Below are 12,633 nucleotides of genomic sequence, written 5' to 3'. Positions count from 1 at the left end.
CCACCGTCAGATCCCCGGCGAAGCCACGGTCACCCGAGGCATCGGGCACATACTTCACACAGACAACGATCCTCAAGCTCACGCCGGCTCTCCTCCTAGCAATGGTCATCACTGTGGGTCCCCCGCGCCGAGGGCCGAGGGGCCTGCCCGCCAGACGGCACAGGAGCCGGAAGGCGGGGATTTCCGGTCGGACAACCGGTGTTCCGAACGGAATATTACTCACCAGTACGACTTCAACCTACCCTGCCGCCAGGGCCGGAGAACTGTGACGTTGCCGACCCCGCCGACACCGGATCGGACTACCCCGTCAGGGCACTCCTCAGTCCCGCAACGCGTTGAAACGGCCCTGGTGGTAGAGGAGCGGCCGGCCCGGCGACGACAGCGTCCCGGTGACCGCCTCGGCGACGACCAGACTGTGGTCGCCGGCCGGGACGCGGGAGACCACCCGGCAGACCATCCACGCCAGCACGCCGCCGAGGAGCGGAACCCCCTCCGGCCCGACGCGCCAACGGGTGGGCGGGCCGAAGCGGTCGGCGCCCCGGCGGGCGAAGGTGGCGGCCAGCTCGGCCTGGTGTTCGCCGAGTATGTGCACTCCGACATGGGCCGACCGGGCGACGATCCCCCCGCTGACGGACGTGGAGGCGACCCCGAAGGAGACCATCGGGGGGTCGGCGGAGACGGAGGTGAGCGAGGTGGCGGTGAATCCGGCGGGCATCTCGCCCCGGGCGGTGATCACCGCGACGCCCGCCGCGTGGCGGCGGAAGACGGAGCGGAGCAGCTCGGGAGAGGCGGGCGGATGAATGCCGGGTTCGGGCGAGGCCGTCATGGCGTGGCACCCTGCCGGAGCAGCGGAGATTCAGCGGACACGGCGTCAGGCTTTCGATATGTGGCAGGTGCAGTCAAGTGCTGACTGCCCTCGCCGAGGACCAGAAATGTACGACGTGACGAGAATCTCCCCCGTCACCGGCTCCAGGACTGGTCAGAGCGGCGCACATGGGGCACGATCTGCCCCAGTGCCGAAAACCTACGGCTGCGTAACTTACACCGGGCGAACCCTCCCCGGGCACGACAGAAGGGTCCTCCCCAGATGGCAGAGTTTGTCTATCGGCCGGTCGTCGGTGCCGCTCTCACCCTGTTCAAGGCGCTGGACCTGAAGATCGACACTCAGGGGTCGGAGAACATTCCGCGCACGGGCGGCGCCGTGCTGGTCAGCAATCACATCAGCTATCTGGACTTCATCTTCTGCGGGCTCACCGCCCTCCCCCAGAAGCGCCTGGTGCGCTTCATGGCGAAGGACTCCGTCTTCCGCCACCGGGTCTCCGGTCCGCTGATGCGCGGCATGAAGCACATCCCGGTGGACCGCAAGCAGGGCGAGGCCGCCTATCAGCAGGCGCTGGACGCGCTGCGCGCCGGGGAGATCGTCGGGGTCTTCCCGGAGGCGACCATCTCGGAGTCGTTCACGCTGAAGTCCTTCAAGTCGGGCGCCGCCCGGCTGGCGCAGGACGCGGGGGTGCCGCTGATCCCCATGGCGGTGTGGGGCACCCAGCGGCTGTGGACCAAGGGCCGTCCGCGCAATTTCAAGCGCAGCCACATCCCGGTGACGATCCGGGTGGGCGAGCCGGTCGACGCGCCCACCGACCAGTACGCGGGGGCGATCACCCGGCGGCTGCGCGAGCGCGTGCAGGAGCTGCTGGAGGCCGCTCAGCGCTCCTACCCCGTACGCCCCAAGGACGCGTCGGACACCTGGTGGGTGCCCGCGCATCTCGGGGGTACGGCGCCGACGGCCGCGGAGGTCCGCGGCGCGAGCTGAGGCCGGGAGCGGTCGCGCCGGCGCCCTCACCCCGTCGGAGACGGTGAACGTGCGCGGCATGCCGGGGTGCCGGGGCGCCGGGGCGCCGGGGCGCCTCACAGTTCGGTGGGGAGTCGCGCCCAGAGTGACTCCCGGTCGGCCGCGCCCCGGAGGACGTGGAGCACCGCGGGATGCGGTGCGGCGTACAGCAGTGGATAGTCCCTCTCATCCGACCCCGGCCGGACGGGGAAGGCCAGCCGCTCCCCGTCGAGGGAGAACCGCGCATCGACCCCGGGCTTGTTGCCCCGGGGGTCCTGCCGGTCCCAGCGCTCGCGCCCGGGCAGCCGTACGGCGATCAGCCCGTGGATCACGTCCAGCCTCTGGTAGCAGAGCGCGGTGGGGATGCCCTCGGCCCGCAGCAGGGCGGCCAGGGCGTGGGCCTTCGCGTAGCAGATGCCGGTGCGCAGCCGGAGCACGTCGGAGGCGCGCCAGGTGACGCGGGGGTCATCGGCGTCATGGGAGTGCGGAATGGTGTCGCGAACGAACGCGAAGGCGGCCCGGGCGTACGTGTGGGCGTCGCCGCTGCCGTCCCGGAGGCGGGCGGCCGTCTCGCGCACCAGGGGGTGCTCGTGGTCGATGGCCTCGTCGGCGGCGAGATAGGCGGAGAGATCCGGGGTCTGCTGGCGGAGTTCCATGTAGCGACCCTAGAAAAACGGCCGACCGGAGTCAATGACTTTCCGGTCGGCCGTATATTCATGCACCATATGGGGAGAGAGGGCCGGTCAGCGGGCCATCTCCTCCTTCAGCGCCTGGAGGAAGGAGTCCACATCGTCCTCGGTGGTGTCGAAGGAGCACATCCACCGCACATCGCCGGCGGCCTCGTCCCAGAAGTAGAAGCGGAACCGCTGCTGGAGCCGCTCGCTCACCGCGTTGGGCAGCCGGGCGAAGACCGCGTTGGCCTGGACGGGGTAGAGGATCTCGACCCCGTCGATCTGCCGTACGCCCGCCGCGAGCCGGGTGGCCATGGCATTGGAGTGCCGGGCGTTGCGCAGCCACAGATCGCGGGCGAGCAGGGCCTCCAACTGCACCGAGACAAAGCGCATCTTGGAGGCGAGCTGCATCGACAGCTTGCGCAGATGCTTCATATGACTGACGGCGTCCGGGTTGAGGACGACGACGGCCTCGCCGAAGAGCATGCCGTTCTTGGTGCCGCCGAAGGTGAGGACATCGACGCCCACCGCGTTGGTGAAGGTCCGCATCGGGACGTTCAGGGACGCCGCCGCGTTGGATATCCGGGCGCCGTCGAGATGGACCTTCATACCGCGCTCATGGGCGTGTTCGGTGATGGCCCGGATCTCGGCGGGGGTGTAGACCGTCCCGAGTTCGGTGTTCTGGGTGATCGACACGACCTGGGGCATGGCCCGGTGCTCGTCGTCCCAGCCCCAGGCCTGGCGGTCGATCAGCTCGGGGGTGAGCTTGCCGTCCGGGGTCGGCACGGTGAGCAGCTTCAGCCCGCCCATCCGCTCCGGGGCGCCGCCCTCGTCCACATGGATGTGCGCGGACTCTGCGCAGATCACCGCGCCCCAGCGGTCGGTCAGCGCCTGGAGTGCGGTGACGTTGGCGCCGGTGCCGTTGAAGACCGGGAACGCCTCGGCCGTGGAGCCGAAGTGGCTGTGCATGACCCGCTGGAGGTGGTCGGTGTACGCGTCCTCGCCGTAGGCGACCTGGTGGCCGCCGTTGGCGAGCGCGAGGGCCGCGAGGATCTCCGGGTGGGCACCCGCGTAGTTGTCGCTGGCGAACCCGCGCACCTCGGGGTCGTGGTGGCGGCGGGCCGCCGTGGTCGTGCTCTTCACGGTTGGGGCGTCAGCCACAGGCGCTGTCCATTCACTTCCTCGGCGGACCGGTCCCAGACGCCCGCGATGGCGTCGGCCAGCTCGGTGACATCGGTGAAGCCCGCGAACTTCGCGTTCGGGCGCTCGGCGCGCATGGCGTCGTGCACCAGAGCCTTCACCACAAGGATCGCGGCAGCGGCCGCGGGGCCGTCGTCGCCCCCCGCCTTGCGGAAGGAGTCGGCGAGCGCCAGCGTCCAGGCCTCGGCCGCGGCCTTGGAGGCGGCGTAGGCCGCGTTGCCCGCGGTGGGCCGGCCCGCGCCGGCGGCGCTGATCAGCAGATAGCGTCCGCGGTCGCTGCGGAGCAGTCCGTCGTGGAAGGCGAGGGAGGTGTGCTGGACGGTGCGGATCAGCAGCCGCTCCAGCAGATCCCAGTCGGCCGGCTCGGTGGCGGTGAAGGAGGAGCTGCCGCGCCAGCCGCCGACGAGGTGGACCAGTCCGTCGATCCGGCCGAACTCCTTCTCGGTCCTGGCCGCCCACTCGCGGGTGGCGGCCAGGTCGAGCAGATCGACGGTGTCACCGGTGACGGTGGCGCCGCCGTGCGCGTAGCGGGCGGCGTCGACCGCCGAGGCCAGCCGTTCGGGGTCCGCGTCGGCCCCGACGACGGTCGCCCCGGCCTCGGCCAGCCGCAGCAGGGCCGCACGCCCCGCGGGTCCGGCCGCTCCGGCGACCGCGACCACGGCGCCCTCCAGCGGACCGCCTGAGTTCTTCATGGTCGTCGCCTCCTTGGTACGTGTGCTCACGCCGCTGCTCCGGAAGCGGTGCCGGCTGCCGCCGGGCCCGCCGCGGTGATCCCCTTCGTGGCGGCGATCACCTTCTTCAGCTTCTTGGAGAGCGCCTCATAGAACATGCTGAGCGGAAACTCGTCCGGAAGCACGTCGTCGACGAGTTTCCGGGGCGGCAGGCTCAGGTCGAGGGCATCGGGGCCCTTGGCCCAGCGGGAGCCGGGGTGCGGGGAGAGGTACCGCGCGACCAGGTCGTAGGCGGCGAACCAGTGGACGAGCTTGGGCCGGTCGATACCGTCCCGGTAGAGCTTCTCGATCTCCGCGCAGAGCTGGTTGGTGACCTGGGGGGCCCGCTCCCAGTCGATCTTGAGAGTGTTGTCGGTCCAGCGCAGCACGTCGTGCTGGTGGAGATAGGCGAAGAGGAGCTGTCCGCCGAGGCCGTCGTAGTTGCGGACGCGCTCGCCGGTGACCGGGAAGCGGAACATCCGGTCGAAGAGGACGGCGTACTGCACGTCGCGGGCCTGGGCGACGCCGTCGGCCTCCAGGAGGACGGCCTCCTTGAAGGCGGTCAGATCGCAGCGCAGCTCCTCCAGGCCGTACATCCAGAACGGCTGGCGCTGCTTGATCATGAAGGGGTCGAAGGGGAGGTCGCCGTGGCTGTGGGTGCGGTCGTGGACCATGTCCCACAGGACGAAGGCCTCCTGGCAGCGCTCCTGGTCCCGCACCATCTCCCGGATGTCGTCGGGCAGGTCGAGCCCGAGGATGTCCACGGCGGCGTTGGTCACGGCGCGGAAGCGGGCGGCCTCGCGGTCGCAGAAGATGCCGCCCCAGCTGAAGCGCTCGGGGGCCTCGCGGACGGCGATGGTCTCGGGGAAGAGGACCGCGGAGTTGGTGTCGTACCCGGCGGTGAAGTCCTCGAAGGTGATGCCGAGGAAGAGCGGGTTGTCGTAGCGGGTGCGCTCCAGCTCCGCGAGCCACTCGGGCCACACCATGCGCAGGACGACGGCCTCCAGATTGCGGTCCGGGTTGCCGTTCTGCGTGTACATGGGGAACACGACGAGGTGCTGGCGGCCGTGGGCGCGGTCGGCGGCGGGGCGGAAGGCGAGCAGCGAGTCCAGGAAGTCGGGGACGCCGAAGGCGCCATCGGCCCACTTGCGCAGATCGGCGACGAGAGCGCGGTGGTACGCGCTGTCGTGCGGCAGCAGGGGCGACAGCTCGTCCACGGCGTCGGCGACCCTGGCCACGGCGGACTCGGCGGCGGCGCGGGAGGGGGCGCCCTCGGCCTCGAAGTCGATGGAGCCGTCCGGGGACTGCCAGGGCCGGATCTCGCCGACGGCACTCTTGAGCCGGGACCAGGCCGGGTGCTCGACTACCCGGCTGTCGGTGGATATGGCCGCGGTGGCGGCGTCCTGCACAAGAATTTCCGTCATGTCACTTCCTCCACAGGAGAACCTCGCGTCAAGACACCGTATCCATGGGGCGTTCTTCAGGACAAGTGGCCTCAAAGAAATTATCCTGCGCCACCCCCATTTCCGCCGGAAGGTTTACGGCCGTGGAGCGTACCCGCGATGGCTTGCGTCATTCCCGCGCCGTCCCGCGCGGTGCCGGCGCCGCCGGGCGGCCGGTGCGTCAAGCCGGTGGCGGACACGCCCACGCACGGGTGAGGCGGGCGCCCGGCCCACCGGAGCGCGGGGCGCGGCGGACGGCGCGGGACCGGCGGCCTGAAGCCGCCGAACCGGCCGGGCGGAAGCGGTTGCCCCTCCGGGGCGGGCCATTAGGCTGCGTCCTTGCCGGACGGCGCCCTCGGACCGCGCCGGACGGGAGCCGCCGTCGACGGAAGCGAGAGAGACTTGACTTTCCTCACCATCGGTCACCGCGGGGTCATGGGCGTCGAGCCCGAGAACACCCTGCGCTCCTTCGTCCGGGCCGAACGCTGCGGCATGGACGCCATCGAACTCGATCTGCACCTCAGCAAGGACGGCGCGCTGGTCGTCATGCACGACTCCGAGGTCGACCGGACGACCGACGGCTCCGGCCCGATCGCCGAGAAGACGCTCGCGGAGCTGCGGGAGCTGGACGCGGGTGACGGGCAGCGGGTGCCCCTCTTCGAGGAGGTCGTCGACGCGGTGCGCTCCCCGCTCCAGGCGGAGATCAAGGACGTGGCCGCCGCCCGGGCGCTCGCCGATGTGCTGCTGCGCCGCGATCTGACCGGCCGGGTCACCGTGTCGTCCTTCCACGACGAGGCCGTGGCGGAGATCGCCGTGCTGGTGCCCGGCGCGCGGACAGTGCTGATCGCCGGCCGCTGGGGCGCGGACATCGTGGACCGCGCACGCGCCGTGCGCGCGGACACTCTGGCGCTGGACATCCGCCGGCTGACCCTGGAGGTGGTCGAGCGGGCGCACGCGGAGGGGATCGAGGTGATCGGCTGGGTGGTGAATACCCAGGAGCAGCTGCGGCTCGCCCGCGCCCTCGAACTCGACGGGGTGACCACCGACTTCCCCGAGATCAGGCGCACGGGCCGGTTCACGGCGTGACGGACGGGTTCCCCGGGCGCCGCTCCCCGGCCGGGGACCCCCCGGGGGTCAGCGCACCTCCTTGACCAGCAGTTCGAAGGTGAGGTCGTCGCGGAACGGCTCGCTCGCGGTCTCCTCCTCGTACGGGAAGGGGGTCAGCTCTCCCGTACGGCGGTAGCCCCGGCGCTCGTACCAGGCGATCAGCTCGTCCCGGAGCGAGATCACCGTCATGTGCACCGCGCGGACACCCCAGGTCTCGCGGGCGCGCCGCTCCGCCTCGGCGAGGATGCGCCGGCCGAGGCCGCCCGCCTGGAGGCGGGGGTGGACGGCGAAGAGACCGAAGAGGGCCGTCGCGCCCCGGTGTTCGAGCCGGCAGCAGCCGACGACGGCGCCCTCGCGCTCCGCGACGATCAGCAGTTCGCCCTCGGCGCCGATGATCTCGCGGAGCTGGGGCGCGCCGATCCGCCCGCCGCCGATGAGGGCGGCCTCGGTGGTCCAGCCCCCGGCGCCGTCCCGGTAGGCCGCCTGGATCAGCTCGTACAGGGCGGGCACATCGGCCTCGGCGGCCTCCCGGAAGGTGAGGGAGCCGCCGGCGCGGGGCGGGTGCGGTGCGGTGTCCATGGGCGGCTCTCCCCCGGGGAGGTAGTCGGGTGTGTCCGGCGGACGTGCGGGTGCGGACGCCACGAGGGTACGGGGTCCGGGCCCGGCGCTCCGATCCGGATACGGCGGGACCCCGGGTCCGCGCGGGAGGCGTCGCCGGCCGGGTGACCCCGGGGGGGCCGCCCTTGATCCCGGGGAAGGTCCCGGGCCGTGTGCGGGCCGTGTCCGGGCCGTGGGATCGTCCGCCCGGTGGAAGGGGCGGGGCTGCGGCGCACCGGCGCCGGGGTCCGCGGGGACGCGCCGTGAGGCGGAGGATCGCCCTCCAACGCGGCGAGGGCCCCCGCGGCCCGGGGCGCCGCGGGGCGGTCGGGACGTGCGCGCGCGTCCCGGTGGCTTTCGCCGGGATGGGGCGCGGGCTCCGGTGCCGTGCGTCGCGCGGCGGAGGACGGGGCCACCGCGGTGGGGGGCCTCCCGTGCCCGCCGGGGCACAGGGGGCCGGTGCCGGGGCACAGGGGGCGTGGTGCGGTGCGGGGGGCCGTGGTGCGGTGCGGGGGGCCGTGGTGCGGTGCGGGGGGCCGTGGTGCGGTGCGGGGGCGAGGTCCCGGCGGAAGACCCTAGGGTGCGTCCATGGTGCATGTGCTGAGCAGCCGGATCATCATCCGCCCCGTCGACCCCGAGCGGTCCAGGCGGTTCTACGGACAGACCCTCGGCCTGGCGGTTCACCGCGAGTTCGGGACCGGGCCCGGCGAGCGGGGCACGGTCTACTTCCTGGGCGGCGGCTTCCTGGAGCTGTCGGGGCGGGCCGAGGGGAGGGGCCCCGGGGCGGGCGTGGAGCTGTGGCTCCAGGTCGAGGACGCGGACGCCGTCCACGAGGAGCTGGCGGCGCGGGGCGTGGAGGTGCTGGAGCCGCCCTCGCTGCGGCCCTGGGGGCTGATCGAGATGTGGATCGCGGACCCCGACGGCCATCGGATCGCCGTGGTGGAGGTGCCCGCCGACCACCCTCTGCGCTACCGGCCCTGACCCGGCGCCCGGGGGGCGTGCACGGAGCGATGAACGCCGTGTGCTCCCCGTGACACCCCCGTGCACCTCCGCGCACTCCCGTGCGCTCGCGTGTGCCCCGCGAGGGGCGGGCATCGACCCTCCGGACGCCGTCGATGCCCTGGGGGGTCTCCGTGCACGGACCCGCGCTGTCCGGCTGGCTGCTCGTCGCGCTCTGCGGAACGACCGGTGGGTACTGTCTGGCCCGGATGCGCGGCTGCTCCGGCCCGGCCCGGGCGGCGGCGGGGGGCGAGGCGCTGATGGGGCTGGGGATGGCGGCCATGGCCGTGCCCGCCGCCGCGTTCGCGCCGCCCGGGTGGGCCTGGCCGGTGTACGCGGCGGTCTTCGGCGGCGCGGCTCTCGCCGCTCTGTGGGCCGCCCGCGCCGGTCCCGTCCACCATCTGCACCATCTGGTCGGCTCGCTCGCGATGGTCTACATGGCGCTGGCGATGGTGCCCGGCGCGGCACCGGCCCACCACGGCGGGCACCCGGCGGCGGGGGTGCCCGCGCTGACCGGCGCGCTGCTGGCGTACTACGCGGTCTACGTGCTGCGCGCCGGGGTGCGGCTGGCCCCGGCGGGCGGCTCGCCGCCGGGCAGGGGCGCCCGGCCCGCCGCGCCGCCCGGCGGCGAGCGCGATCCCGGTCTCGCCGGTGCCTGCCGGCTGTCCATGGGGCTCGCCATGCTGGCGATGCTCCTCACCCTCTGAGCCCCGGGCCGCCCGGCTCCGGGCCGGTGCCGGGCGGCCGGGCGGAGGAATCGCGCCCACGCGCCCTTTCCGGCCACCCGGAAACGTGGCGTGCGTCACTTGCCGGGCGTGCCCGTACCTCGGGCCCGTCCCGCACTCATAGGCTGATCACATGTTGGTCTCCCTTGTGCTGCTGTCGCTCGGCGCACTGGCCGCCGTTCTGGCCCCGCGGCTGGTGTCGCGCGCCGACTGGTCCGAGCGCGAGCCGATCGTGGCGCTCTGGGTGTGGCAGTGCGTGGTGGCCGCCGTCCTGCTGTCCTTCGCGCTCTCCATGACCTTCAGCGCCGCCGCGGCCTGGCAGCTGGTGCGCGGCCAGGTCTTCGCGCCGGCGCCCAGCGCCGTGGTGGACGCCTACGCGCTGGGCACCGACGAGCCGTGGCCGGCTGCGCTGGCGACCCTGCTGGCCTGCGGGGGCCTGTGGAGCGCCGCGATGCTGACCCGGGAGATCAGCCACGCGCGGGCGCGGCGCCGGAAGCGGCGCGAGGAGCTGCTGGTGCGCGCCCCCCTGCTGCCGGGCGAACAGCCGGGCAGCGAGCGGCTGGTGGTGCTGGAGGGCGAGCGGCCCGACGCCTGGTGGCTGCCGGGCTCGGCGCCCCAGCTCGTCATCACCACCGCCGCGCTGCACCGGCTCAAGGGCCGCCAGCTCGATGCCGTGCTCGCCCATGAGCAGGGGCACGCCCGGGCCCGCCACGACTGGCTGCTGCACTGCTCCGCCGCGCTGGCCAACGGCTTTCCGCAGGTCCCGGTCTTCGCCGCGTTCCGCGACGAGATGCACCGGCTGGTGGAGCTGGCCGCCGACGATGTCGCGTCCAAGCGGTTCGGACGGCTGACGATCGCGCTGGCGCTGGTGGGCCTCAACGAGGACCGCGGGGTCTTCGGGCCGTGCGCCGCCCCCGAGGGGGACCTCCCCCAGCGCGTCAACCGGCTGCTCTCCGCGACACCCAGACTCACCCCGGCCCGCCGGCTCCGGCTGACCGCGGCGGCGGCGCTGGTGCCGGTGGTCCCCCTGCTGGTGGCGTTCGTCCCCGCGCTCCGCGCCCTGGCCTGACCCGCCGCCCCGGGCCCGCCGCGCGGTCCCGGAGCACCGGGGCCCGCGACGGCGCGCGGGGCGCGCGGGATGCCCGTATCCCCCACGCGACAGGAATGATCCCCCCATGCACTCCCCCCGACCGGCCCCCGCCGCTCCCCCGGTGTCCCGCCGGACCTCCGCCCCGGCGCGGGCCACCGCGATCCTGGCCGCCCTCTCCGCCGCGCTGCTGGCGCTGGTCGCCGCCGGCTGGTCGCCGCTGCTCTCCTTCGACCGGTCCGTGGCCGGCGCGCTGCACCGCTCCGCGGTCACCGAACCCGGGTTCGTCCAGGTCAACCGGGTGCTGACCGACTGGTTCTGGGACCCGTGGACCATGCGGGCGCTGATGGCGGCTGCCGTGGTGTGGCTGTGGTGGCGGCGCGATCGGGTGTTCGCGGCGTGGATCGCGGCCACGGCCGTCCTGAGCGCGCTGCTCCAGCAGGTCCTCAAGTGGGCGGTGGGGCGGGAGCGCCCGCAGTGGACCGACCCGGTCGACTCGGCGCACTTCGCGGCCTTTCCGTCCGGTCACGCGATGACGGCGACCGTCGCCTGCGGGCTGCTGCTGTGGGTGCTGGCACGGCGCGGGGTGCGGAGCGGCCCGCGCTGGTGGTGGAGCGTGGCGGCGGCGGCCGTCTCGGTCCTGGGTGTGGGGCTGACCCGGCTCTATCTGGGGGTCCACTGGCCCACGGATGTGCTGGCCGGCTGGCTGATGGGGGCGTGCTGTGTGACCCTGGCGATCACCCTGTACGGACGGACGGTCTTGTCCCGCTCGCGCTGAGCCGGGAAGGATCGACGGCATGGCGATCACAGGCGTGCTCTTCGATTTCTCCGGGACCCTCTTCCGTGTCGAGTCCGTGCGGGAGTGGCTGCACGCGACCCTCGAAGCGCGCGGCACCGCCGTGAGCGAGGCCGATTTCACCCGGTACGCGGAACAACTGGCGGCGGCCGGAGCGCTGCCGGGCGGCCCCTCGCCGAGGGAGCTGCCGCCGGAGCTGGCCGCCGGATGGGCCGTGCGCGACGAGAGCGCCGAGCGCCACCGGGCCGTGTACACGGCGCTGGCCCGCCGGGTGGAGCTGCCGGACCCGGGCCTGTACGAGGCGCTGTACGAGCGCCATACGCACCCGGACGCCTGGCAGCCCTACCCGGACGCGGCGGGGGTGCTGCGCGAGCTGCGGGAGCGCGGCACCGGGATCGCCGTGGTGAGCAACATCGGCTGGGATCTGCGCCCGGTGTTCCGCCGGCACGGGCTGGACGAGCTGGTGGACGCGTATGTGCTGTCGTACGAGCACGGGGTGCAGAAGCCCGACGCACGGCTCTTCCGGGCGGCCTGCGAGGCGCTGGGGGTCCGTCCGGGCGACGCGCTGATGGTGGGCGACGACCGGGAGGCGGACGGCGGGGCGGCGGCACTCGGCTGCGCGGTCCGCCTGGTGGACCATCTGCCGGTGGCCGAGCGGCCGTGCGGGCTGCGGCCGGTGCTGGAGCACCGCTGAGAGGACGGCCGTCCTCGGGCCGGGCGATCCCCCGCGTCGCCCGGTCCGGGACGGACCCGCCGGCCAGGCCCTGAGGCCCTCGCGGCGTACCGCGCTGAGTATATTGGCTCGGAGCCAGTCAACGCAGGAGTCAAGCATGTCCCCGCGGCGCCCATCGGTCAATGAAGAGATGCGCCGGCGTTCCCGGGAGCGGCTGCTCCAGGCCGCGGTGGAGCTGGTCGGCGAGCGGGGGTACGAGGCCACGACGCTGGCCGATATCGCCGATCGGGCGGGTTCGGCGCGCGGTCTGGTCTCGTACTACTTCCCGGGGAAACGGCAGTTGCTCCAGTCGGCCGTCCACCGGCTGATGCACCGCACGCTGGAGGCGGCGCTCTGCCGTGAGCCGCGCACCGAGGACGGGCACGAACTGCTGGCGCGGGCGATCGACGCCGTTCTGGGGCTCGCCGTGGACCGTCCGACGCTGATGCGGACGCATATGTCGGGGGTGCTCCAGGCCGAGGGCTTCGTGCAGTGCCCCGAGCAGCAGCGGCTGGCGGCGCTGCTGCGGGGTGCCGTGGAGCGGTACGGCTCACCCCGGCCCGATACGGACTATCCGCTGCTGCGGGCGCTGCTGATGGGGGCCGTCTTCGCGATCGTGCTGCCGGGGGCGCCGATGGAGCCGGCGCGGCTGCGGGCCGAGCTGTTCCAGCGGTACGGACTCGACTGGGAGCTGGGCGTTCCGCCGGGCGGGGGGCCCGCCCGGCGGAACGCGCGCTGAGCGCGGAGCACCGCTGACAG

General features: G+C 73.4%; 14 protein-coding genes and 1 pseudogene. 8 read left to right on the top strand and 7 right to left on the bottom strand.

Going from position 1 to position 12,633, the window contains the following annotated elements; translation table 11 throughout:
• Positions 1–82 (bottom strand): annotated as a pseudogene (locus tag ABT122_RS26495) (electron transfer flavoprotein subunit beta); the annotation flags it as partial.
• 237 nt (positions 83–319) lie between these two features.
• Entirely contained in the window at positions 320–826 is a 507-nt protein-coding gene (locus tag ABT122_RS26490; RefSeq protein WP_351557218.1) for a flavin reductase family protein, read from the bottom strand.
• A gap of 261 nt (positions 827–1,087) precedes the next feature.
• Between ABT122_RS26490 and ABT122_RS26485 the strand changes: the two genes are divergently transcribed.
• Positions 1,088–1,810, top strand: a complete 723-nt coding sequence (locus tag ABT122_RS26485) for a lysophospholipid acyltransferase family protein (RefSeq protein ID WP_351557215.1) — start codon at positions 1,088–1,090, stop codon at positions 1,808–1,810.
• 95 nt (positions 1,811–1,905) lie between these two features.
• Here the strand turns inward: ABT122_RS26485 and ABT122_RS26480 are convergent, their stop codons facing one another.
• The 4 genes from ABT122_RS26480 to ABT122_RS26465 form a co-directional block, all read right to left on the bottom strand.
• Positions 1,906–2,484 (bottom strand): transglutaminase domain-containing protein, encoded by a 579-nt coding sequence (locus ABT122_RS26480; RefSeq protein WP_351557212.1) that lies wholly within the window; start codon positions 2,482–2,484, stop codon positions 1,906–1,908.
• Positions 2,485–2,571: 87 nt separating this feature from the next.
• Positions 2,572–3,660, bottom strand: a complete 1,089-nt coding sequence (locus ABT122_RS26475; protein ID WP_351557209.1) for a threonine aldolase family protein — start codon at positions 3,658–3,660, stop codon at positions 2,572–2,574.
• Positions 3,639–4,391 carry an SDR family NAD(P)-dependent oxidoreductase gene (locus ABT122_RS26470; RefSeq protein WP_351557226.1) on the bottom strand — a complete coding sequence of 251 codons (753 nt, stop codon included), beginning with the start codon at positions 4,389–4,391 and terminating at the stop codon, positions 3,639–3,641. Before ABT122_RS26470 ends, ABT122_RS26475 begins: the two co-directional genes overlap by 22 nt.
• Positions 4,392–4,417: 26 nt before the next feature.
• The gene (locus ABT122_RS26465; RefSeq protein WP_351557206.1) at positions 4,418–5,833 is read right to left on the bottom strand and encodes a DUF6421 family protein; all 1,416 of its coding nucleotides are present in this window, start codon (positions 5,831–5,833) and stop codon (positions 4,418–4,420) included.
• Positions 5,834–6,253: 420 nt separating this feature from the next.
• On the opposite strand from ABT122_RS26465, the gene ABT122_RS26460 reads away from it, so the two are divergent.
• Entirely contained in the window at positions 6,254–6,937 is a 684-nt protein-coding gene (locus tag ABT122_RS26460; protein ID WP_351557203.1) for a glycerophosphodiester phosphodiesterase, read from the top strand.
• Positions 6,938–6,985: 48 nt separating this feature from the next.
• Here ABT122_RS26460 and ABT122_RS26455 read toward each other — a convergent pair whose 3' ends face one another.
• On the bottom strand, positions 6,986–7,537 hold the full coding sequence (locus ABT122_RS26455; protein ID WP_351557200.1) for a GNAT family N-acetyltransferase: 552 nt from the start codon (positions 7,535–7,537) through the stop codon (positions 6,986–6,988).
• A gap of 606 nt (positions 7,538–8,143) precedes the next feature.
• On the opposite strand from ABT122_RS26455, the gene ABT122_RS26450 reads away from it, so the two are divergent.
• The 6 genes from ABT122_RS26450 to ABT122_RS26425 all read left to right on the top strand — a co-directional run bounded on the left by ABT122_RS26450 (position 8,144) and on the right by ABT122_RS26425 (position 12,613).
• Positions 8,144–8,536: a VOC family protein gene (locus tag ABT122_RS26450; protein ID WP_351557197.1), complete on the top strand. Its 393-nt coding sequence runs from the start codon at positions 8,144–8,146 to the stop codon at positions 8,534–8,536.
• Between the two features lie 152 nt (positions 8,537–8,688).
• Positions 8,689–9,261: a DUF5134 domain-containing protein gene (locus tag ABT122_RS26445; RefSeq protein WP_351557224.1), complete on the top strand. Its 573-nt coding sequence runs from the start codon at positions 8,689–8,691 to the stop codon at positions 9,259–9,261.
• A gap of 151 nt (positions 9,262–9,412) precedes the next feature.
• The gene (locus tag ABT122_RS26440) at positions 9,413–10,348 is read left to right on the top strand and encodes a M56 family metallopeptidase (protein ID WP_351557194.1); all 936 of its coding nucleotides are present in this window, start codon (positions 9,413–9,415) and stop codon (positions 10,346–10,348) included.
• Positions 10,349–10,454: 106 nt separating this feature from the next.
• Positions 10,455–11,144, top strand: a complete 690-nt coding sequence (locus ABT122_RS26435) for a phosphatase PAP2 family protein (protein ID WP_351557191.1) — start codon at positions 10,455–10,457, stop codon at positions 11,142–11,144.
• A gap of 19 nt (positions 11,145–11,163) precedes the next feature.
• Complete coding sequence (locus tag ABT122_RS26430) at positions 11,164–11,856, top strand: HAD family hydrolase (protein WP_351557188.1); 693 nt, start codon at positions 11,164–11,166, stop codon at positions 11,854–11,856.
• A 136-nt stretch (positions 11,857–11,992) separates the two neighbouring features.
• On the top strand, positions 11,993–12,613 hold the full coding sequence (locus ABT122_RS26425; RefSeq protein WP_351557185.1) for a TetR/AcrR family transcriptional regulator: 621 nt from the start codon (positions 11,993–11,995) through the stop codon (positions 12,611–12,613).
• Positions 12,614–12,633: the final 20 nt, after the last annotated feature.

The organism is Streptomyces sp. NPDC001985 (assembly GCF_040296845.1).
Classification (GTDB): domain Bacteria; phylum Actinomycetota; class Actinomycetes; order Streptomycetales; family Streptomycetaceae; genus Streptomyces.
This window is presented reverse-complemented; position numbering and strand designations above follow the sequence as displayed.